At 44.4% G+C, this 21,368-nt stretch carries 29 protein-coding genes; 11 read left to right on the forward strand and 18 right to left on the reverse strand.

Translation table 11 applies throughout. The features are described from left to right. Positions 1–25 precede the first annotated feature (25 nt). A complete protein-coding gene (locus tag V4467_04580; protein MES2088235.1) occupies positions 26–667 on the reverse strand; it encodes a phosphoribosyltransferase family protein in 642 nt (213 codons plus the stop codon). Further along, the gene (gene pyrF, locus V4467_04585; protein ID MES2088236.1) at positions 651–1,499 is read right to left on the reverse strand and encodes an orotidine-5'-phosphate decarboxylase; all 849 of its coding nucleotides are present in this window, start codon (positions 1,497–1,499) and stop codon (positions 651–653) included. Before pyrF ends, V4467_04580 begins: the two co-directional genes overlap by 17 nt. 514 nt (positions 1,500–2,013) lie before the next feature. On the opposite strand from pyrF, the gene V4467_04590 reads away from it, so the two are divergent. Further along, positions 2,014–2,814: a hypothetical protein gene (locus tag V4467_04590; protein MES2088237.1), complete on the forward strand. Its 801-nt coding sequence runs from the start codon at positions 2,014–2,016 to the stop codon at positions 2,812–2,814. A 263-nt stretch (positions 2,815–3,077) separates the two neighbouring features. Here the strand turns inward: V4467_04590 and V4467_04595 are convergent, their stop codons facing one another. Further along, positions 3,078–3,803 carry a formyltransferase family protein gene (locus V4467_04595; GenBank protein ID MES2088238.1) on the reverse strand — a complete coding sequence of 242 codons (726 nt, stop codon included), beginning with the start codon at positions 3,801–3,803 and terminating at the stop codon, positions 3,078–3,080. A 123-nt stretch (positions 3,804–3,926) separates the two neighbouring features. On the opposite strand from V4467_04595, the gene V4467_04600 reads away from it, so the two are divergent. Beyond that, positions 3,927–4,460: a hypothetical protein gene (locus tag V4467_04600; GenBank protein ID MES2088239.1), complete on the forward strand. Its 534-nt coding sequence runs from the start codon at positions 3,927–3,929 to the stop codon at positions 4,458–4,460. Positions 4,461–4,547: 87 nt separating this feature from the next. Here the strand turns inward: V4467_04600 and V4467_04605 are convergent, their stop codons facing one another. The 11 genes from V4467_04605 to V4467_04655 form a co-directional block, all read right to left on the reverse strand. Continuing rightward, on the reverse strand, positions 4,548–4,814 hold the full coding sequence (locus tag V4467_04605) for a hypothetical protein (protein MES2088240.1): 267 nt from the start codon (positions 4,812–4,814) through the stop codon (positions 4,548–4,550). A gap of 347 nt (positions 4,815–5,161) precedes the next feature. Further along, positions 5,162–5,608, reverse strand: coding sequence for an ATP synthase F1 subunit epsilon (gene atpC, locus V4467_04610; GenBank protein MES2088241.1), 447 nt, complete (start codon positions 5,606–5,608; stop codon positions 5,162–5,164). A 15-nt stretch (positions 5,609–5,623) separates the two neighbouring features. Beyond that, positions 5,624–6,979, reverse strand: a complete 1,356-nt coding sequence (atpD, locus tag V4467_04615) for a F0F1 ATP synthase subunit beta (protein MES2088242.1) — start codon at positions 6,977–6,979, stop codon at positions 5,624–5,626. Positions 6,980–7,065: 86 nt separating this feature from the next. Then, positions 7,066–7,977 carry an ATP synthase F1 subunit gamma gene (gene atpG, locus V4467_04620; protein MES2088243.1) on the reverse strand — a complete coding sequence of 304 codons (912 nt, stop codon included), beginning with the start codon at positions 7,975–7,977 and terminating at the stop codon, positions 7,066–7,068. Positions 7,978–8,039: 62 nt separating this feature from the next. Further along, positions 8,040–8,714, reverse strand: coding sequence for a hypothetical protein (locus V4467_04625; GenBank protein MES2088244.1), 675 nt, complete (start codon positions 8,712–8,714; stop codon positions 8,040–8,042). 6 nt (positions 8,715–8,720) lie between these two features. After that, positions 8,721–10,223: a F0F1 ATP synthase subunit alpha gene (atpA, locus tag V4467_04630; GenBank protein ID MES2088245.1), complete on the reverse strand. Its 1,503-nt coding sequence runs from the start codon at positions 10,221–10,223 to the stop codon at positions 8,721–8,723. A 1-nt stretch (position 10,224) separates the two neighbouring features. Next, a complete protein-coding gene (locus tag V4467_04635; GenBank protein MES2088246.1) occupies positions 10,225–10,632 on the reverse strand; it encodes a F0F1 ATP synthase subunit delta in 408 nt (135 codons plus the stop codon). An 18-nt stretch (positions 10,633–10,650) separates the two neighbouring features. Next, positions 10,651–11,115 carry a F0F1 ATP synthase subunit B gene (atpF, locus tag V4467_04640; protein ID MES2088247.1) on the reverse strand — a complete coding sequence of 155 codons (465 nt, stop codon included), beginning with the start codon at positions 11,113–11,115 and terminating at the stop codon, positions 10,651–10,653. Positions 11,116–11,236: 121 nt separating this feature from the next. After that, positions 11,237–11,446 (reverse strand): ATP synthase F0 subunit C, encoded by a 210-nt coding sequence (atpE, locus tag V4467_04645; GenBank protein MES2088248.1) that lies wholly within the window; start codon positions 11,444–11,446, stop codon positions 11,237–11,239. An 85-nt stretch (positions 11,447–11,531) separates the two neighbouring features. Next, positions 11,532–12,482, reverse strand: coding sequence for a F0F1 ATP synthase subunit A (gene atpB / locus V4467_04650; GenBank protein MES2088249.1), 951 nt, complete (start codon positions 12,480–12,482; stop codon positions 11,532–11,534). Then, a complete protein-coding gene (locus V4467_04655) occupies positions 12,457–12,735 on the reverse strand; it encodes an AtpZ/AtpI family protein (protein ID MES2088250.1) in 279 nt (92 codons plus the stop codon). The genes atpB and V4467_04655 overlap by 26 nt, the downstream gene beginning before the upstream one ends. Positions 12,736–12,907: 172 nt before the next feature. On the opposite strand from V4467_04655, the gene V4467_04660 reads away from it, so the two are divergent. Continuing rightward, positions 12,908–13,192 carry a hypothetical protein gene (locus V4467_04660; GenBank protein MES2088251.1) on the forward strand — a complete coding sequence of 95 codons (285 nt, stop codon included), beginning with the start codon at positions 12,908–12,910 and terminating at the stop codon, positions 13,190–13,192. A gap of 48 nt (positions 13,193–13,240) precedes the next feature. Here the strand turns inward: V4467_04660 and V4467_04665 are convergent, their stop codons facing one another. The 3 genes from V4467_04665 to V4467_04675 all read right to left on the reverse strand — a co-directional run bounded on the left by V4467_04665 (position 13,241) and on the right by V4467_04675 (position 14,881). Beyond that, on the reverse strand, positions 13,241–13,594 hold the full coding sequence (locus tag V4467_04665) for a peptidoglycan-binding protein (GenBank protein ID MES2088252.1): 354 nt from the start codon (positions 13,592–13,594) through the stop codon (positions 13,241–13,243). A 149-nt stretch (positions 13,595–13,743) separates the two neighbouring features. Next, the gene (locus V4467_04670; GenBank protein MES2088253.1) at positions 13,744–14,097 is read right to left on the reverse strand and encodes a hypothetical protein; all 354 of its coding nucleotides are present in this window, start codon (positions 14,095–14,097) and stop codon (positions 13,744–13,746) included. Positions 14,098–14,170: 73 nt separating this feature from the next. Further along, the gene (locus V4467_04675; protein ID MES2088254.1) at positions 14,171–14,881 is read right to left on the reverse strand and encodes a pseudouridine synthase; all 711 of its coding nucleotides are present in this window, start codon (positions 14,879–14,881) and stop codon (positions 14,171–14,173) included. Positions 14,882–15,026: 145 nt separating this feature from the next. On the opposite strand from V4467_04675, the gene V4467_04680 reads away from it, so the two are divergent. The 7 genes from V4467_04680 to V4467_04710 all read left to right on the forward strand — a co-directional run bounded on the left by V4467_04680 (position 15,027) and on the right by V4467_04710 (position 19,424). Continuing rightward, positions 15,027–16,187, forward strand: coding sequence for a hypothetical protein (locus V4467_04680; GenBank protein MES2088255.1), 1,161 nt, complete (start codon positions 15,027–15,029; stop codon positions 16,185–16,187). Between the two features lie 100 nt (positions 16,188–16,287). After that, complete coding sequence (locus tag V4467_04685) at positions 16,288–16,614, forward strand: hypothetical protein (protein MES2088256.1); 327 nt, start codon at positions 16,288–16,290, stop codon at positions 16,612–16,614. Between the two features lie 33 nt (positions 16,615–16,647). After that, a complete protein-coding gene (locus tag V4467_04690; protein MES2088257.1) occupies positions 16,648–16,845 on the forward strand; it encodes a hypothetical protein in 198 nt (65 codons plus the stop codon). A gap of 294 nt (positions 16,846–17,139) precedes the next feature. Beyond that, a complete protein-coding gene (locus V4467_04695; GenBank protein ID MES2088258.1) occupies positions 17,140–17,730 on the forward strand; it encodes a DedA family protein in 591 nt (196 codons plus the stop codon). 2 nt (positions 17,731–17,732) lie between these two features. Beyond that, on the forward strand, positions 17,733–18,527 hold the full coding sequence (locus tag V4467_04700; protein ID MES2088259.1) for a methyltransferase domain-containing protein: 795 nt from the start codon (positions 17,733–17,735) through the stop codon (positions 18,525–18,527). A 112-nt stretch (positions 18,528–18,639) separates the two neighbouring features. After that, positions 18,640–19,215 carry a SprT family zinc-dependent metalloprotease gene (locus tag V4467_04705; protein ID MES2088260.1) on the forward strand — a complete coding sequence of 192 codons (576 nt, stop codon included), beginning with the start codon at positions 18,640–18,642 and terminating at the stop codon, positions 19,213–19,215. A gap of 38 nt (positions 19,216–19,253) precedes the next feature. Beyond that, positions 19,254–19,424, forward strand: a complete 171-nt coding sequence (locus V4467_04710; protein ID MES2088261.1) for a hypothetical protein — start codon at positions 19,254–19,256, stop codon at positions 19,422–19,424. Between the two features lie 33 nt (positions 19,425–19,457). On the opposite strand, the gene V4467_04715 is transcribed toward V4467_04710, so the two are convergent. Next, entirely contained in the window at positions 19,458–20,627 is a 1,170-nt protein-coding gene (locus tag V4467_04715) for an MFS transporter (protein ID MES2088262.1), read from the reverse strand. Positions 20,628–21,008: 381 nt separating this feature from the next. On the opposite strand from V4467_04715, the gene V4467_04720 reads away from it, so the two are divergent. Further along, positions 21,009–21,362 (forward strand): hypothetical protein, encoded by a 354-nt coding sequence (locus V4467_04720; GenBank protein MES2088263.1) that lies wholly within the window; start codon positions 21,009–21,011, stop codon positions 21,360–21,362. Positions 21,363–21,368: the final 6 nt, after the last annotated feature.

Raw genomic sequence — 21,368 nt, forward strand, 5'->3', positions numbered from 1 at the left:
AACACCCAGTAATTACAGGGTGTTGCTACAAATAATTGGGAACAAGAACTTTTCCGTGACCATGCAATGTGTCAATTGCCACACCAGCAGCACAGGCTGGGCACTCACTTAGCCCTGCGTTGTAGGTCGGTAGGTTCAAGCGTATCAAAGTCTCAAACCTTTGTATTCCCAGATCACTCGCGGTAATTCCACCACGATCGGCAATGGCACAAGCTCCGACAACATCTCCTTTGGCCTTGCGCGTGATTTCGATTGCATCTCGGACACTTCCACCTTTTGTGACAATATCTTCTGCCACCAAGGTTCGCCTTCCGCGGATGTATTTGTCGAAGTCCCGTTTGATCTCGAAGCCACCACTATCCTTTTTGTCGGCAAAAACCGCAAAGACTTCACAACCAGTAAGTATGGTTAAGTGGTGCGCAATCCACTGAGATAGAGCAACTCCAGCGACTGCTGGCGCAACAACTGTTTCAACGTGGTCGTCAACAAAGAGCTCAGCCATGGCATGGCACAACCTTTTTAATACTAGAGTGCGAGCTAACAGATGACCTTTTTCAAGGTAGCCCGTTGAGTGGAGACCGGAACGCAGAATGAAGTGCCCATTTATGAGCACGCCGCACTCTTCAAAAATCCTAAGGATTTCAGACTCACTAAGATTTCCTTGCATATCGAGCTACTCCTTCCTGTTGTTGCGCAAGTGCTTCCGCTACTTGCTGATTGATGAGTTGTAAGGTCGCTAAGGGATCCTTCGCTTCCGTTATCGGACGTCCGATTACAAGATAATCTGCGCCTGCCGCAATTGCCTCTGATGGCGTTGCGATACGAACCTGATCATCCGCCGCCGCACCTGCGAGACGAATGCCCGGAGTGATAATTTTGAAACTGGAGCCACACGCGGCATGAATACTCAGTGCTTCGTGAGCTCCAGCCACGGCGCCGTCAAGTCCGCAAGATTTTGCCAGAAGGGCTAATTTCACCACAAGGTTTCGAACAGTTTTTGCTTGCGCAATTTCAGGCGTAATGCCTTCGACTGCGGCGTAACCTTCGGTTGTGATCAAACCGATTTCTCGCAAGTCTTCAAATCCAAGACTCGTAAGAATCGTGACGCCGACGAGCAAGGGTTTTCTTGTTAGTCCAAAATTGTATCGGTCATTTTCCCACACGTCGTCAACAGCTTTTCGTGCAGCCATGAGCATTTTGCGACCACCCAAACAGGGGACATTGATAATCTGCGGTCCCAGGCGAGCAAGGTTTTTCATAGCTTTGGACACTGTGTTCGCTATGTCGTAGGGTTTAAAGTCTGCGAAAACAGGAACCATTTCCGGGCCAGGAAGACAGGCGAGTGAATCCATTGTTGCACTGACGCCTTCGGCATAAAGACGTTCCAGGCCAATTTTCACGCCTGCCACTTCTGCTTGAAGTAATTGTGCCATCGCAATGGCTTCGGCGTAGCTCATGTTGTCTAAAGCAACAATGACTCGTTTTGACGGGTCTCTCATAGGTTTGTGTGTCGAGGTTCCAATCAGGTGCTGTTTAGCGCCTGTATTTTCCGAAACGGTCGGAGAAATAGAGTACTGGTTGCAAGTCTACGTGCGGGGTGGAAAAAGGTCAACCCGAAACCTTCCATACGAAAATACGAATTATATACAGAAATATACGAAAAAATACAAAAACTTTTTAACCCCACTACAATTTTCGTATCATTTCGTATTTTCGTTAGCCCGTATTTCGTATTGAAGGGCTGGCGGTTTGTGTTGACACATTTTTGAATATGGGTATACTAAACCCATGACCTTCCGAATCGCTACAGTTACTGTTGTTCCCCCAGCTCCAATTAATTTACGGGGCTAATTGAATTTACGTATTTTTTCAAAACCGCTCCGATGTGTATCGGAGCGGTTTTGTTTTGATGGAAGTTCCTAAAAATTTTACGGATTTCCACCAGAACAAATATGTTTCTGGTCATGCATAGCGCATGGTTCGACCTTTGAAAACAAAACTTCAGAATTACTTATGAAAACTATCAAACGGCTCGTGATTAAGTTTGGCACTGGAACTTTGCTCAACGGTGGAAGTTTCCTTGACTCGGCGGTTTTTTCCCGAGTGGCAGATCAAGTGGTGCGATTGAAAAGACAAGGAGTCGAAGTGATTATTGTTACCTCGGCTGGCGTGGTGGCCGGTGGGGAAGAATTGCTAAGGCTTGGTAAAAACCCCAACGCGATTTCAAAAAAGTTGCGCGCGGCAATAGGTGCCTTACGAATTTTAACCTATTGGGCGGAGGCTTTTTCAAACAGAGGTCTGATTGCCCAATTTTGGGTGACCTATCGCAATTGGTCCGATACGGGTGAACGCAGGAGCATTAGAGACACAGCGCTTGAAGCGCTGGCAGCCGGTATTACTCCAGTCTTCAACGAAAATGACCCAGTGTCTGACCTTGAAATTCAGACCATGCTCGCGGGCATCAGTGACAATGACTGGCTGGCAGGGAAGATTGCTTGGCTACTTAATGCCGATGCAATTATGTTCTTCTCGGATGTCGAAGCCGTCTTTGAGAGAAATCCAACGCAGTATGCCGATGCCCGGGCGTACCTGGAAATTGACCCTCACAACATTCCGAAAGAACTTCGCGCGGCAGGCGCAGCGTCAAAAACCGGGCGCGGTGGCATGGGTTCAAAAATCATGGCCGCGGCAAAATGCGCGAAGCAGGGCATGCGTGTTTCAATCGCTAGTTTGAACGGCACTGAGTGCATTTTGCGGTTTGTCGCCGGCGAGCACGTGGGAACCATGATGGGCACGAAGAATATTCTGAAGTAGGGAATTAATCTCGACTCAAACTCCGAATTATTTCGGAGTTTTTTCTTGCCTTATATTCTAATGTTCTCAAGAATATCAGAACATAGTTTGTAATAGATAGAAAATTTCTAGATACCTAATGTTTAGGAATTAGCATAAAGAAAAAACCCGCTACTTTAGTTAACTAAAGTAGCGGGTTTTTTTAAATTACGCAAAGATTTCGATTTTTGAATTTAATATTTTTCAGTTTGAATTAAAAAAACGTTCCAACTAGGGTTGGAACGTTAACCTTTCGGGTACAAGATTTCAGCAGCTCGTTTGGCTTCGTTGAGAATTTCCAAGTAATCCCGCTTGATCAGTTCCTCTGGCCGGAGGTGAGGTTTGGCCGTGCCCGTCGCAATTTGCCGCCAAGCTTCGATTTGAACCTTGTGTTCAACGGGCAGGAGTCTTTCTTGCAGACTTGCAACAGTGTCATCTGGCAGGATCGCAACCCTCTCACTGTGAATGATAAGCCCTCGGTCAACCACTGGATCAACCACGTGCGCTGTGGCCTCGATCCAAGGGTGCGGAATCTTGGCTTTCCGCATGAAGTACAGAGTGGCGCAGGGAACCCTCGCACCATGCATTCCTGTGCCGCCAAAGTCGGGATAGCCCGGGTCGGTTGCGCCCGGGTGCTGGTTGTTCGTTCTTTCAGGGAACAGGTTAATGACGTTCAGCGGAGTGGTAGGAAGCCAACCGTGCTGGCCGATAGCGGTGACCTCATATTTTTCGAACGATGAGATAAGAGCTCTGCCAAACTGAATGCCGTCTTGAAAGTCTTTACGCCTCACGACCTCACAGATCAACTTTCTTTCAAGAGCTTTTTTGATACCTCCAGCATCAGGCCGGCTGACAATGACGCAAGCGATTTCTACCAAACCTTGAAGCGGTCCAGTGCGAGTGGCTTCCTCAATGGCCATGGCGGTGGTTCCTCCTCCTGAAATCAGGAGCGCGAGTCGAAGTGGCTTCATAATTTTCAATCTACCAAAGTTTTTCTGCCTTGATACTACTGATTTAAAATAAAAATGCAAGATTAATGATCTTTCGGTGGCAGTGTGTTACTATTTTTTTAGTAAATCTTAGAACACTTGTATATGCAAAAAATAGGTTGGTTCCCATTTGGCTTCATGGCGCTGCTTATCGGCGGGGCAGTTGTAACTATTGTTTGGATGTGCCTCGATGATAAGCGCAAAAATCGTTTGAGGAGAGAGGGTGCGTTGGCAAGAGGGCGAGAATACCTGGAGCAATTCCGTCGATTGGAAATGGATGCGGAGACGCTTTTTCATCGATTGAGAAATGAGGGATTACGCTGTTGGGATATCGATATCAGTGATCTTGAGATTTGGACAGTAGAGATCCAATATCAAAAGGGACGATTGTTAAAACTCGAATCCGAGATTAACCATTTGGGGCCGACTATCGAAGCACTTCGTGGCAATCAATTGATTCCTATGGAAGACTGGCTCGATTTCCTCGGACCATTGGTGGCGGGACGTAGAGAGTTGCGTTTATTGTGTGATCAAATCTCGCAGAGAATCAAAGAAGTGGAGAAGTGGAAGGCCGACGAGGAAGCTCGGTTAAAGCGGCGCCAAATTTCAAAAGCCCTCGAGACTACAGTCATTACTTGAGGTAATAATGTTTGTAAGCGGCCTTTTTCTAAAGCCGCTTTTTTATATAAAAACTTTGCACAGATGGCAGTTTTAAAATTCTATAAATTATTTTTCGCCATCCTCTCGTTTTTTCTGCCATTCTGCCATGGCGCCAGAGCCAGTTTGAAAATTTTGTCGACGAGAGACTGGAGGAGTCGGTGCTGGGCGTCGAGTTCGTCGACGCTCTCGTTTTTCAACTGCCGCAGCAATTATCGCTTTAGTTTTTTTATCAAACTCTTCGTCAGGCTCTTTGCCGGCTTCCACATATTCTCGAGCCAGATCAAAAGCCTCTTTGTTTGCCACTCTCGGTACAAATTTTGCTCCTTCTTCCATGTAGTAATTTTAACGTTCTTTGCAAATCATCACAAGTGACAATTTCATTTATTTTTAGTAAGAATTGTTAGTTTTGCTATTTTGGACTATTGTGATATGTTTTGAATAGCATAGAATCTTATGGAAAAAAGAATAAAAAGCAACGGCAATTGCACACGACACGGATGTTCGGGTACTGTGCGTGTTTCTCGGTATAATAGCCAGCGTGCTGAATGTGACACATGCGGTCAAACGTATGGAGAGACGGAGAGTTCGTGGACTGAAAGCAGGCGGTATGTCCAGAAAAGTTTTAAGCGGAATACGTTTCCGCAATAATTCCACTTCAACCGCCAAAAAATTGGCGGTTTTTACTTGCGATATTTTTTCGATTTCCACTTGTCAGCAATTTTGACGCGTGTGAGCGAGCGTTCGAGTTCGGCGGAGAAATGTTCGAAGTTCACTACTTCTTTATTAGCCATTTGTTTTTGCAATTCCTCTGCGCGTAACTTAGCTTTGGCGATGATATCGTCAGAAAGATCAGATACATGTTCAGCAAAATCAGCCAAAACTGCGACTGTTGTTTGCCCCGATTCATTTTTTTTGATCTCAACAAACCCGCCGGCCACTGCCATTGGAATATGCTCACCGTTTGAAACTGCCACGACATCACCTGATTTTAAATTTGCGATGAGCGGAATGTGGTCAGGCAAAATGGTCAATTCTCCTTCGGTTGTTGGGAAGGTAACCTGATCAACTTCCTCGTCGAGGATCAGGCGTTCTGGGGTGATGATTTTTAGTTTAAGTTTTTTAGCCATAGACTTCGGGCCATTTTAGAGGGCACCCTTCATGTAAAACTCGCTCTCAGCTTTGCTATCATGTTTTCCTTCCAAAATTTCCTTGAATGATCGAATGGTTTCGGCAAGTGGAACGTACTGACCTTTGGCGCCGGTAAATTGTTCAGCGACGAAGAATGGTTGTGAAAGGAATTTTTGAATTTTACGAGCGCGGATAACGAGCGCTTTGTCATCTTCGGAAAGTTCTTCCATACCCAAAATGGCAATGATGTCTTGCAAATCTTTGTAGCGTTGAAGTACGCGCTGAACTTCTCGAGCGGTGGTGTAGTGATCTTTGCCGACAATGTTTGGATCCAAAATGGTCGAAGACGAGTCGAGTGGATCAACGGCTGGATAAATACCAATTTCAGAAAGTGAACGGTTGAGCACGACGGTAGAGTCGAGGTGGGAGAAGGTTGTTGCAGGAGCGGGGTCAGTAAGGTCATCCGCTGGCACGTAGACAGCTTGAACGGAAGTCACCGAACCTTTGTCGGTTGAGGTAATTCTTTCCTGCATGTTTCCCATTTCTGTAGCGAGCGTTGGTTGGTATCCCACAGCTGAAGGAATGCGTCCGAGGAGCGCTGATACTTCAGAACCGGCTTGGGTGAATCGGAAAATGTTGTCGATAAAGAAAAGCACATCCTTACCTTCAACATCGCGGAAATATTCCGCCATGGTAAGTCCGGAAAGTGCCACGCGCATACGAGCACCTGGCGGTTCGTTCATTTGTCCGAACACCATAGCCACCTTGTCGATGACACCCGAGTCTTTCATTTCATGATAGAGATCGTTTCCTTCGCGCGTTCGTTCTCCGACGCCGGCGAACACAGAATATCCTCCGTGGTTTGATGCAATGTTGTGGATGAGTTCCTGAATGACGACAGTTTTACCGACGCCCGCTCCTCCGAAAAGACCGACTTTTCCTCCTTTGAGAACGGGACAAATAAGGTCGATAACTTTAATACCAGTTTCAAGAATTTCCACTTCGGTTGCCTGAGAAACGAATGATGGAGCTTTGCGATGAATGGGAGACAGGGTGCCGGTGGTTACTTGTTTTCCGTCATCGATGGCTTCGCCGAGAACATTGAAAATTCGGCCAAGGGTTTCTTTGCCAACAGGAACGGAAATCGGAGCTTTGGTGTCGGTTACTTCCATACCGCGAGAAAGTCCGTCGGTGCTATCCATGGCCACGGCGCGGACGGTGTTGCCGCCGATATGTTGTTCGGTTTCGAGAATGATTTTCTTCGTACCGTTCATAACGGTCAAAGCACTATAAATATCTGGCACGTGGTCAGCAAACTCGACGTCGACGACCGGTCCGATGATCTTTTTAATTTTTCCTGTAGTTGTCATGGGTTTTGCTTTATAAACTTTATAATATTATAAACTTTCTTAATACATTCGGCCTGGTGGCCTCAGTATTTCGTCGCCTACGCTCCTCAACTCACACTCGCCATTCCCGCGCTAATCTCCGAAATTTCCTGGGTGATTGATGCTTGTCTGGCTTTGTTAAATACCAGTGTCAGGTCATCAATCATTTCTCCCGCGGCGTCTGAAGCGTTTTTCATTGCGACCATTCGTGAAGATTGTTCAGAAGCATTCGATTCAAGGAGCATTTGATACAGTTGCATGCGGGTCAATTTTTCGGCGAGTGAACCGAGGAGTTTATTTTTGTCGCCCTCGATCAAATAGTCAACCTTGCCGTTTCCGCCCTGACTTTGAGGTGAAGTCTCCAGGTCGGGGCTTTTTCCTAAGTCGTCTATCAATTCTTTAAGGTCACTTTTTGATACTGGCAGGATTTGTTTAATATTAGCTGTTTGTGTTATCGCCGATTTGAAGTCTGTATATGCAACGAGAACCTTGTCATAATTTCCAGTTGAAAATTCCTCCATCGCCATTCTTGAAATAGGCATAATGTCGGAAAGGGAAATATTTGCAGGAAGTTCGGTAAATGAGGCGATGATTTTTTTGCCGACACGGCGCATAGCGGTGTCGCCTTTTCTTCCTACGGTAAGCAAATCAACATTCTGCTGTTTTCGCAGCAGGGTTAATGTTTTCTTAATCACTTGTGAATTATATGCGCCGCAAAGTCCGCGGTTTGAGGTGATAAGTATTAAAAGAGTGTTGTTACGTGTTACGTGTTCCATGAATAACGGGTGAGTGACTTCATCCAAATTTTTGCCGATTGATTGCAAAATTTCCCACGAATATTCAGCGTACAGGCGCGACGCAAGCGTAGACGCCACCGCACGCTTCATCTTCGAAGCCGCCACGAGCTCCATGGCCTTGGTGATTTTCCGCGTGCTCTTCACGCTCTTTATTCGTCTTTTAATTTCTTTTGCGCCGGCCATAAAATAGATTTAAGATTTATGATTCAAGATTTAAGTTAAGGAATTCAATTTGTTCAAGCTATTTATTCTTCTTTACTACGAGCTTTTGCTATTATGTCATCCAGCCTTTCATCTGATTCATGCATAAATCGTTTGGATAAACCTCTAAAATCTTGCTCGATTTCAGGAGGCAACACGAATCCAAGTTCTGCGGCAAGAGTAAAAAATTCTGGGAAATAATACAAATGATTTCCAAGTGCAAAAGAAAGATTACTCCACTTTCTTTTTTCATCAGAGCCTTCGACTAACTGGGGATCTTTCTCTATTTCGGTTTCTCGTCTCTCAACGAGCTCAATATTAGTGGCTAACTGTTCAAGTGCAGACTGTAAAGCTTTTGCCATAATAGATGAGAAATATTTTAAAATTTCTTCCCTAAAAGATTTAACATCTAAACCCTCAGACTCTGCAACGTCAAGACCCTCATTTATTTTTTTTATTAAATCCATTAAGGCAAATGCCGAGGGAGCATCAATGAGAGTTTGACTAGCAATTTCTTCTATTCTTTCCAGTGTGTTCGGTAAAAGTGATACAAGCGGATATTGTTGTTCATAAAGGGTATAATTATCATCCGTTCGTTGATCACGTGGTAAGTTATCCAATTTTTTCTTTTTATACTCTAAAAAAGCCGCCTTTAGAGGCTCAGGAATTTCTATTTTTTGCAAGCCTAAAGGCTGGGATAATTTTTCTACTCCATTCATATGTATTTATTTCGTAAATGTCGTTTTGAATTCAGCAATAACTTTCTTCAACTCTGCCTCGCCGGCTTCCGTCCACATTTTAGTGTCGGTGACATCTTTGAAGAAAACTTTAGCGTTGCTTTCGGCATAATCAACAAGACCAGCTTCGAATTCTTTGATCTTGGCTACTGGAACATCATCCATGAAGCCTTTCACCAAAGCGTAAAGGGTAACAACTTGATGAATGGTTTTAACTGGTGCGTATTGAGGTTGTTTGAGCACTTCAACGGCGCGTTTGCCACGTTCGAGTTGGCGTTTGGTGCTTTCGTCAAGATCAGAACCGAATTGAGAAAAGGCTTCGAGTTCGCGGTACTGCGCGAGTTCGAGTTTCAAAGTTCCGGCCACTTTTTTCATAGCTTTGATTTGGGCTGAAGAACCGACGCGAGAAACCGAGTTACCAACGTTGACGGCTGGGCGGATACCTTTGTAGAAAAGATCAGTTTCCAAGAAAATTTGACCATCAGTGATCGAAATTACGTTGGTTGGAATGTAGGCAGAAATATCTCCGGCCTGAGTTTCAATAATTGGAAGCGCGGTGATTGAACCGCCACCATATTTTGCATTTCGTCGGCAGGCGCGTTCCAAAAGGCGAGAGTGAAGATAGAAGACATCACCTGGATAGGCTTCGCGGCCTGGTGGACGTCGGAGCAAGAGGGAAATTTCGCGGTAGGCGACGGCATGCTTTGAAAGATCATCGTAAATAATCAAAACATCTTTTCCTTGATCCATAAAATATTCGGCAATTGAAACGCCGGTGTACGGAGCAATGTAGGAAAGCGCGGCCGACTCCGAAGATCCAGCGGAGACAATGACGGTGTAGGCCATCGCGCCTCCTTCTTCAAGTCGAGTTTGCAATTTGCGAAGTTTGGAATCTTTTTGGCCGATTGAAACGTAGACGCAGATCATGTTTTGACCCTTTTGGTTTAGAATCGTGTCGATAGCGATAGCAGTTTTTCCGGTCTGGCGATCGCCGATCAAAAGTTCTCGTTGGCCACGGCCGATTGGGATCAAGGCGTCGATTGATTTGATTCCGGTTTGGACTGGTTGGTCAACACTTTGGCGAGTTACAACTCCTGGAGCCACTTTTTCAATTGGGTAGGTTTTGGCAGATTTGATTGCGCCCTTGCCGTCGATTGGTTCTCCAAGTGCGTTGAGCACACGGCCGATATGTGAATCGGACACAGGAACTTCAAGAATTTTTCCAGTAGCTTTCACCTCATCTCCTTCTTTAATTTTTGAGAAATCGCCGAGAATGATGACACCGACAGAATCCTCGTCGAGGTTAAGGGCAACGCCTAGCTCGCCGTTTGGAAAGAGCACCATTTCAGAGGCTTTGATGTCTCCCAAGCCGGAAATTTTAGCGATACCGTCGAACACTTCGACAACATGGCCGATTTTTTCTGTCTTGGCTTCAAATTGAAACTTTTCAATTTGTTTTTTTAAATTCTCAACGATAGTGTTGTTTGCCATGTTAGTTTGTCATTAAATATTCTTGCAATCGATCGACTCTATGTTTCAGTGAAAGGTCTAAGATTTCTCCGCCAGCTTCTATCTTTACTCCGCCGAGTAGGGACTTATCTTCTTTCCATTCTATCCTCGGAGTTTTACTTTTGTGTCGGGCTTTCAGAAGTGTCTCAATTTTTTCTTCAGCGCTCTTGCTTAAGGGATTTTTGCTCGAAACTTTTGCTCGTACAATGTTTTGTTCGGTATCAGAAAGTTGAGTGATGTAATTTAAAATTTCTGGCGTTTTTGATAGCAAATTTTTTTTGGCTAAAAATTCTACCGCCATTTTTAAAGCACTATCAAGTTCCGCACCCGTTTTATTTTTTGCGGACTGGTAGATTGCTTCTGCGATATTTTTGCTGGAAAATTTGGCCATGATGGGAAGGTGGAAGATTTATTTGTTAGACATTTGCTCGGATTGCTTTTCAAGAAGCTTCTTAGTGGCCTCAATTGCAAGAGTGACAACCTCCTTTCGGGCATCTTCAACCATTTTCACCTTTTCGGCTTCCATGGTTTTCTTGGTGTTCGCCATCATTTTGGCAACATCAGCTTTTGCTTCCTCGATCATTTCAGTTCGTTTGGCCTCGGCTTTTTTGCGACCATCTTGGAAAATGGTTTGGGCTTCCGCGCGAGCCTGGGCGAGCGCGGCTTCGTATTCTGCTTTTGTCGCGGTCAAAAGTTCAGCGTTAGTTTTGGCATCATGTACACCTCGGGCAATTTTCTCAGAACGCTCAGCCATCAATTTATTGAGAGGTTTAAGCGCGAAAATGTAGACTACGATAAAAACAATCGCGAAGTTGATGGCTTGGGCGATAATAATGTGCCAATCTATATGAAAAGTATTGATTATTGATTCCATAAAAAAGATTTAAGACCTGCCTGCCGGCAGGCAGGTTTATACTGTCGTGATTAAGCGGACAGTTGGAGATTTAATTCGCTACTGCGAATTAAATCTAGAAACTGACAACTTGAGGCGAAAGTTATAGCGAAAACGCTATAACGAGGGCGTAAATGGCGATTGCTTCCGCGAAGGCTGAAGCAATAAGCATAGGCACTAAAACTTTTCCAGCAGCTTCAGGGTTTCGGCCGATAGCTTCCATAGCCTTTGATCCAATCATACCGATACCGATGGCGGGGCCGATGGCTCCTACTCCGATTGCAATAGCTTTTGCTAGTGGGATTAATTCCATAAAAATTTAAATTAATTAATAAATGTTTGACCTTTACCTTCTGATATCTTATTAAAAATACCAAAAGGCAACCTTCAAATTTCAGTTAAGCCTTTGCCGTGTGGTGCTCGTGTTCCTCCGCCCTTCCTGCGTCAGGACCTTCGGCATGCTCATCGTGACTATCATGGCTATCATGATCTTGTGAGGCGATAGTGAAGTACACCAACACCAAAATTGAGAAGATGAGCGCCTGGATGAGCCCGACGAAAATTTCAAGAAACAAAAATGGAATTGGCAAAAGGTAGGGAAGAATTTTGCTCATTGCCATAAGAAGCACTTCTCCAGCAAACACATTTCCGAACAATCGAAATGAAAGGGAGGCGATTTTGGCAATTTCACCCACTAACTCAAGAATGCCGACAAAAAAAGTTACCGGTGCTACCACAAGCACTGTTGGATCCTTTTTGACTCGGGTAAAAATTCCCCCGAGCGCCTTCAGGTTAACATATTTGTTAAAAGTTTTCCAGATTCCGATTGAGAAAATTCCGAAGAGGTTTGCCGAGACGACGGCCATGATTGCCAGTGCGATTGTGGTGTTGATGTCGGCGGTGCCGCTACGAAGGAAGGGGATGAAGGAAAGGCCGTGTTCACCATCTTCAATGAGGCCAATGCCACCTAAGGGCAAGAGGCCAAGCCAGTTGTTGACCAAAATAAATAGAAAAACTGAAAAAGCGAGCGGGAAAACTTTCTCGGAAATTTTTCGGCTATTGGTGACTTGGTCACACAGGTCGAGCGCACCTTCAAGCAGCGCTTCGAAGAAGTTTTGAATTTTGCCAGGAATTTCGCGAAGCGTGACACGAATGATGATGGCCAAAAGCGCGATGATTAAAACCGCACTGACACTGGTCAAAAGTGCGTTGGTGATAGGAAGCGAGCCGACGTGAGTGATATTTTCGGCGAAAAGGGTAGTTTCGTGCTTCACCTCGGAAGCGGCGCCCGCTGCGGGCGCCGCCGTCACCTCAGTTTTAGTATTAAGCTTTGTTGTTTGCTGAGTCATCTGATTTTTTCGGTGTTTCTTTTTCTATTGTGTTGCTGAATTTTTGAATGGTTTTGATCATGCCGACAATTGAAATTAAAAATCCAAAAGCGGCCAGTCCTAAAAATATCCAAGGTTTCGTTCCGAACTGTGTGTCGAGCCATTTTCCCGCCACAAGAGCGAAAATGACGGGCGCGGCAATCCAAACGGAAATTTTTGAAAATATTTCTACCGCCGGTTCCCACCAGGGTTGTTTTCCGCTGTCTTGTTCCACGTCGGCATTTTAGCAAAACATAGCGATATTCTCAAGGGTTTGGAGAATTAAGGCTGAATTTCAAAAGAGGGGATCATTCGTGCGGTCAGATAGTGGTTTTGGTATTTAGTTATCCACAGCTGACAACAAAAATTCAATTGTGGAATTTGTGTGACCTTGTTAAAATATGATTATGAAAAAAGAGCTGAACAAGAAAATTTCATTAGAAGATTTAGCGGGAATGGTTGCCCGGGGATTTTCGGATGTCGATAGGAGGTTTGAGAAGCAAGAAAATAACATCGAAGCTTTTAAGGTTGAAACTCGGGAAAATTTCAAACAGGTAGAAGAAAATTTTAAAAAAGTTCGAAATGATATCCTCGACATCGGTGACAAATTTGTCCGCCGAAACGAATTTGACACACTCCTTGTTCGCGTCGGTCGTCTTGAGCAGAAAGTTTCAGGAAAATCGGGGAAATAAATTTTTAATAAAAAACCACTCGCGGGATTGCGGGTGGCGCAGATGATTTTAGGCTGACTTAGCCTTGACCAAGATTACCGGTGGAAGGCTTTTCGGCCGGCTGATGGTCACGACATTCAGGAAAAAGTCTTCGGGGATGGCGTTGATGTCGATACCGGTTATCAACTTGTAGGCGGCGCGGGTTTTGGGTCCGAAATTGCCGTCGACATCATCTCCGGTAAATCCCATTTCTACCTGGAGGTTTCTTACCCCCAGAGCAGTTTGTTCCCCGTAGTCACCGTCGGGAACGATACCAGCGTTGTGTCCTCCTGCGAGTAGCAAGAGTTGGAGAAGCCGGATTGTTCCGACCGGTCCCTTGCTACCTTTGTTGAGGTATTGAGGGAAGAAAGGTAAGGCGGTCATAATTTTGCGTTTTTTGTTTTTTGGGAACTAGCAGTCAAAACTGGCGTTACGGTATCATTACAGTAGAGAACCGTCAATTTTTTCAGTTATTATCCAGATTGGAGGATCAAAAAAATTGCAAGAAAAAACCCAGACACAAAGTGCTAGGGTTATGGGGCTACGAAACGTGAACCAACCATCAATCGACTCCCGTTTCCTGTCAGGACTCCATAATCAAGGTCTATGTCCACGTCAGGGCCCGTGACCAAGTAGGGCGAGAAATACTGATTGAAACGAGCGATCGTTGATCGTCCGTGTTCGTGTTGCAGGTCGGTGTTGAGACCGAAGTCGAGTCCTTTTTGCCAAGGCACTTCCTCACAAAAGCTGCCCACGCTTCGGAATGCCTCCAGAAAACCCGCCACGATGCTTTCTGATTGGGCGATGCAAGCTGTCGGTACGTTCAAGGTACACCTCACTCTGCCGCCAACAAATACAGCGGCGCCAGCGATTGAAATACGTTCCATAATACATTTAACTTTCCTTCAAACTAGCTCGTAGACTACTTCTAGGGCCATTTGAAGTCAAGAAAAATTTAATCTAAGAGAGGTTTAGTGATTTCAGAAATTTTTCCAATTCTTTATCGACAATGGCGCGGCTTTTGTTGGGAGTCAGTTTGCCGAGTTCGATGTTGGTGACGCGGGTGCGTTTGAGTTCTTTGACGGAAACGCCGAGCGCTTCGGTCATGCGCTTGACTTGATGGTTTTTGCCTTCAGTGATGACAATCGAAAAATGATGGTCATCGAGGAGTTCTACTTCGACAGGTTTGGCGGGTGTAGCTTCGCCGATGTCGACACCTTTTTCTAATTTTTCGATAAACATTTCAGTGAGCTCGCGTTCGGTTTCGACAACGTATTCTTTTTCATGCGCGTATTTGGGATTGAGCAAGCGGTCGGTGATTCTGCCATCGTTGGTGAGAATTATCAATCCTTCGGAATTTTTATCGAGTCGGCCGATAGGGAACAGTCCTTCCATTTCAAAAATGTCAGCAATTTCTTTTTCTTCTGTGGTGGGGTTTAAAGTGACGTAGCCTTTGGGTTTGTAGTAGGCGAGGTAGCGGCGCGCCTCGGAAGGCGCGCCGCCCTTTACCTCAACTTTGTCTTCTTCTCCCACCTTTTGCCCGAGCACCGCCTTTTTACCATTAACAAAAACCTTTCCCGCTTCAATTAATTCATCTGCGCCCTTTCTGGTCGCGAAACCTTTATCCGCAAGATGCTTGTTGATTCGAATTTTTTTATCTTCATTTTCCATGAGCTCATTCTAAACGGTTGCGCGGTTTTACGCCACTTTTGATTTGCCAAATTGACACTGTTTTTAATTAGAGATAGTCTGGCATCAGACTTGTTCTATGGAAAAACAAGTGCAGTAAAAAACACTTAAAACAGAAGGAAACACGATGAGCACAAAAACAGCTCCGGCCTACGCCAATGATGGTGTGGACTTGGACGCGGGCGATAGTTTCAGTACGTTTGCCGGCAGGATTTGCCGAGTTAGCTATGAGAACAGTCCTTACGTCAAGGTTCGGGATTGGTCGGCTGGGCAATTTCGCGGGCCGCGAACTTTTAAACTCCGCGGGCTCTCAAACGATTGCGAATTGAGCCTCGATCCGGACGGTAATGGAACCAAGGTAGGTATCACAAGCACTGCCAAAACTCCTCTCGATTCAGCCGCCGACCTTTTTGAAATGACCGCTATGGATGGAGTTCGCTACGGTGGGAAGCCGGCTGTGTTCGTCAATCAACTTGATGCCTCATCGCTCGGAGATGAAGGCACGCCAAAAAACGAGTTCTTTCGAGACCTCTTGGTGGGACTTGGCGTAGTTGCCGCTGAGCAGCAGGTTGTGCTTCTCAAGGGAGAGACGGCTGAAATGGGAGCTTTCGTGTCATCTGAAGATCCGAATGCCCTGGCAAAATATTTGTGGTGTGGAACTATGCTTTCTATTTACCATCCACAAGCTTGCATTAATGGAAGTAGTCTCAGGCCCGGTCAGACTGTGGTTGCGTTGCCGGAGTTTGGTTTGCGTGCCAATGGTGGCAGTTCCGCTCGGAAGGCTTTCGCCATGCGTTACGGTCCAGATTGGTACGAGAATTATACTGCTGTGGACGATATTGCGGCTGCAGCGGTTCCCTCAACTCCGTACGGGAATTTTCTTACCGACGTCAATGGTTGGAATTCACTCGAAGATGGCGCACCAGCTCCCTTGATTCGAGTTTCTGCAATCGCGCATATCACTGGCGGTGGCATTCCCTCGAAGTTTTTCAGCGGTTTATTGAAACCTCTCGGTCTGTCGGCAGAACTGAGTGATCTGCCTGAACCGCCGGAGATCATGCGTAAGCTTGCGCAATGGCGAGGTGTTTCTGGAAAAGAACCCTACGACATCTGGCACGGTGGCCCCGGGGCGCTGGTGGTTCTCGACGAGGCAGATGTTCTTGAGTTTGTTGCCGCGGCGAAAATTTTTGGCATTGAGGCCAAACCTGCAGGGGTGATTACCCAACCCGGCACGCCGAGTCTCTCCATCACTTCCAAGTTTGACGGAGAGAAGCTTGTTTGGCACTAGTTTCGGTTTGCAAAGTTTTTAAGTTCAAGATCCGATTCGTCGGGTCTTTTTTATATCGAATTTTTGGGTTATAGTTGATTTAGAAAACCACTGAAAAATCATGAGTGACAACTTAAAAATCGTATTGTTTTTCGCGGCTTTTCCTCTTCTGTATGTTCTCATATTATGGACAAGGCGGGATTCACGCAAGCAACTCTCTAATCTTAAAGCCCAATGTGAAGGAGGTTCTCAACATGAGGGTGCTCAATCCGCAGAACTACGAGACGAGTTTCTCTTCCGATTGAGAGAACACGTAAAGTTATTTCCAGAAGATGTTGAATCCAGGGATTTCGAAATTTCTGGTGACACCTGCACCCTTTTAATTCGCATCCGCGTACCCCAATCTTTCGGATCTTTAGGAAAGATCTCCACCCCCACAGCAGCTTAGCTTTGGGGGATTTTTTTATGATATACTTTTCATATGAACGAAGATATTTTAAAAAAACTACAAGAGCAAGACGCGAAACTCGAGGCAATTTTTCAATCGAGTGAAAAGATGCGAAAGTATTTTTTGTGGACACTCATTATTTCTGTTGGCATGATTGTGTTGCCGCTCATCGGCATTGCCTTTGTCTTGCCGTCGTTTTTCAATAGTTTGGTGTTACCGGAAGGGCTGTAGAGTAAGTTGGGAAGTTTTAAAGTTTAGAAGTCTGGAAGTTTAAGGGAAAAACTGCCGGCGCGCTCTGCGCGCCGGCAGTTTTCTAGTTACCTCATTTTATAGTATAGTAGTAGAAAATAATGTAGCGAAGCGGAGTATATTTTCTTGACCCCCTCACTTGAAACTACTTTTGAACATTTATTGCCATACATAAATAATGTGGTAAAAATGGTTAAGGTCAGACGGCCTTAATTAACAAGTTTCAAGTGAGGGGGTGATGATTTTTATATTTGCTGCGCTCATTAAAAATCAATCATGTTTTCTATTCCTATTATCTACTTTATTACCACGTACGGGTATGTTGCGATTTTAATCGGATCGTTTTTTGAGGGCGAAATGATTTTGGTTCTCGGTGGATTGGCGGTTCAGCACGGATTGCTTAACCTGCCCTTAGTTTTCGCTTGTTCTTTGTTCGGTACACTGACGAGTGACATCAGTTTTTTTCTTTTAGGGAGATACAAGGGAAAAGTTCTTATTCACAAATATAAATTTTTTAGCAAATTGCACATGGTTTCAGAAAAGATGTCCGGAAGAAAAGCACCTTTTTTAGCTTTTGGTCTGCGTTTTATGTACGGTTTCAGACACCTTGTGCCGTTTAGTCTTGGTATGTCTTCAATCCCCACTAGAACTTTTTTACTTTTTAATTTTCTCGGCGGATTGACATGGGTGCTCAGTGTTGGATTTGTTGGTTATTTTTTTGGCGATGTTTTGGAAATTTTCTTAGGACATTTGAGACATTATGAATTTAGAGTTATTGTCATTGTACTTGTCAGTGTTTTAGTCGGAAGATTTTTGTACAAACTTTTAAAATATTTTTTAAAAAAGTATATGAATAGAAATCAATAAGTATGGCAAATTCTAAAAAAAATCAAGCCGAATCGAAGGAGTCCGAAACATCCTGGGGAGGTGTTGCCAACTGGTATGATGATTTACTTGAGTCCGGCGAAGGCACCTATCAAAGCGACTTAATTTTGCCCAACGTGTTACGCTTACTTGAAATCAAATCTGGGCAATCCGTGCTCGATCTCGCCTGCGGCCAGGGATTTTTCTCCCGTGAATTTTTTAAAGTAGGCGCGGCCGTTTCAGGTTCTGACATTTCTCCGAATTTAATTGCGCTTGCCCAGAAAAACTCGCCAAAAAACATTGAGTATTTTGTTGCTCCCGCAGACAAACTTGTCTTTGCCAAATCAGAATCGAAGGATGCCGTTGTTTGTATTTTGGCTATTCAAAATATTGAAAATGCGCCAGCAGTTTTATCTGAAGCCTTCCGCGTCTTGAAGAAAGGTGGAAAATTTCTCATGGTGATGAATCATCCCACGTTTCGCATTGCCAAACGCTCGAGTTGGGGATTTGATGAAAAATTAAAAATTCAGTACCGACGACTCGATGAATATATTTCTGAATCGAAAACTGAGATCGCAATGCATCCCGGATCAGATCCCGCCTCCGCGACAGTTTCATTTCATCATCCTTTGCAATATTATTTTAAGGCGCTCTACAAGGCTGGATTTTTGGTGAGTAGACTTGAAGAATGGAATTCAGGAAAGACGAGCCAGCCTGGTCCTCGCGCGGGGGCGGAAAATAAAGCGAGAAGTGAATTTCCTCTTTTTTTGACACTCGAGGCTCGGAAGCCTCTGCGCTAATACTAATATACGAATTATACTAATACTACTAATAACTACGAATAAAATCTCGCTAGCAAACATTAGTAGTTATTCGTAGATTCGTATTCATTAGTATATTGGTATAAAGAATATGATTGCAAATTTTCCACCATATATTCTGAAAAGAAACTCCCGAAGTCGTAACCTGCGAATTTCCGTAAGGGCTGGCGGGGAAGTTTTGGTTAGTGCGCCACTTTTTGTTTCCGATGTGCGAATTGAACAATTTTTGAAAGATCGCTCTTCTTGGATAGAAAAGTACGTCGAAAAATATAAAAAAATTCCTAAGGTTCACAGATTGACTGCCTCTCAAGAAAAAAAGTTATTTGTTTTGCATAAGGCAAGGGCTTATGAGTTGGCCAAAGAAAAAGTTGAAAACTTTAATCGGTATTTCGGGTTTCCGGTTGGAAAAATAATGATTCGGAACAGTAAGACACGATGGGGGAGTTGTTCAAGCAAACGAACGCTTAGTTTTAATTACAAAATCGCCTTTTTGCCGGAACATTTGGCGGATTATCTTGTGGTACACGAGCTTTGCCATCTCAAGGAAGCTAATCATCGAAAAACATTTTGGGCTTTGATGGCTCAGAAAATTCCAGAATATAAAATGCATCGCCGAGAACTTCGCGGGTTTGAACTGACTTTCCCGCTGACTTCCGTCGGTGTATAATCTGATGACTAATTACTAACATACTAATTTACTATTTTATGACCCATTATGTTTGCACCGGCAGTTGTGGTAACGAGGCCAACTCACCCGGCGTTTGCGAGTCACAATTTTGTTCAAAAGAAGGAAAGCCGCTTAGTGAATGCAGTTGCGAGGATCATTCCCACACAAAAATAAATGATGTTCCTGAGGGGGAAGATATTGCTCAATAAAGCTCTAAGCTGCAAGCTATCAGCTTATAGCTTCTACCGAGTGTCCTCTAATTCCAAACTCGAGTAGAGACCGAAAAACATAATTATCGCCAAAACGATAAACAGATATTTTATCGGTAACTCAAAGGCAAAAAGGACGGTGGCTAAGAGTGGTCCTGCAATATAAGCCCAGGGTCTCGTGGTTCGGAAGATGCCGATAATATTGGCCTTTTCGGAATTAACTTTTTTGAAAAAATAGGTTTCGCTCATGATTTCCACCATCGATGCGCCTACGCGGCTCATAAAAAGAATACTGGTCCACATGATGAAACTCTTTGCTTGAATAAAAGCAATCATGCCGGTGGCGAGCGCCATGATGATAAAACCAATTGACATCACTTCTTTTTCTCCCCATCGACTATCAGCCAGTTTGCCGAGCGGCGCTTCGGTAATAATAAAAGGTAGGAGCATAATGCTAAACATCACCCCAATTTCTTTCCAGCTGAAGCCGATGTGGGTGTACAGATAGATTGGCGTGTAAATCACCATCCACGAATAGAAAAATTGAAGCAGGAAGCTAACAGTAAACACGTGCCGAATATTTTTTTCAGCAAAAATTTCCCGAGCGGTTTTTTTAAACGGAATAATTTTGTACACTGGGTCATTGAAATCTTTCAGGTTGTTGCGCAAAAGAATAAATACCGGAATGAGCAAAATGGCAGCGGCGAGGAAAATTTTCCAGTAGTCGCCATCGGTTAAAATAAAACTGGCAATCAGGGGTGAAATGATCCAGGCTGTGTTTGAGATGGAAAGGAAATTGCCGCGGATTTTTCCGGTAACCGAATCACTGGTAAAACGTTCCAGAAAAACGTCAATGTTGAAGCTCACGAGTGCTCCTGAAATGAAACTGAGAACAAAGAAGGTTGAAATTAAAATGTCATTTTGGGTTATGAAAAGGCCGATTAAGGAAAGAAAATCTACCAAAAGTAAACTCAAGATCGTGTTGTAGTTGCCAAAACGACGCAATATTTTTGGAATAATAGAAAAAGCGCCGATGGTGAGTGCCGACGAGATAATATAGAGAAGGCCGACAAAGCGCTCGGTAGTAAAATGCGCCAGATAGGTGGAGTTGATATAGGAAGGCAGAGAAATGTTGAGTGCAAAGAGAAAGCCTAACAGGTAAATGACGAAGACGTTTGACTGTACTTTTTTTTCGGAATCCATGGTTAGAAATTATATCACGGCGTACGAGAGTGAGTAATGGATACTTACGAAATAGAGCCTGTAGTTAATTCAGAATTTTCTCTCGAGAGATGCGGTTTCATACCGCTGATTAAAATTTGTACGATATCTACCTGACAACATTCAGGCGAATAGCCTAGAATTTATGTATTTCTTGCAGCCGCAACAAATACATAAATTTTAATAGAGACCTCCTTTTCCCACACACACTAATTGTATGCTATAGCATACAATTAGTGTGTGTTGAAAATCTAAGAAATTGGGAGATTTAGTGAGGTGTAGAAATTGCTTTATGTTTGACAAAGTTTTTAGAAAATGTACGGTTACGGCAGAAGGAAAGAAGCTTGAACCAACAAGAAAATTATGAGCAACGTGACGTTTATAAATCTGACCGGAAAGATTGTGCGGATTCTGAACGGTGTCGACCGGATCACTGTCATTCGGGAGATTCCAAGAACTTTGAGCGGGCCTCTGGAGGTTTCGGAAACGGCGCAAAGGAAGATGGTGTTTGGTCGCATTCCGGTATTGCGGCCGGCTGAAAAGCGTATCACCAACCTTCCGCACGCTGAACTCGAAAAGGGTTACTACTTTGTAGTCCCTCGCGCCTTGAAAGCCTTTGTGCCACCGGCACGCGTTGATGTTTTGTGCCCGGGAGTTGATAGTTGTTTTCTCGAGGACGACACAGTGATCACCTGCTCCTTTTTGGAGGGTGTATAAAATCCC

The organism is Patescibacteria group bacterium, from assembly GCA_040390045.1.
Taxonomy (GTDB): domain Bacteria; phylum Patescibacteriota; class Minisyncoccia; order Phycocordibacterales; family SIBU01; genus SIBU01.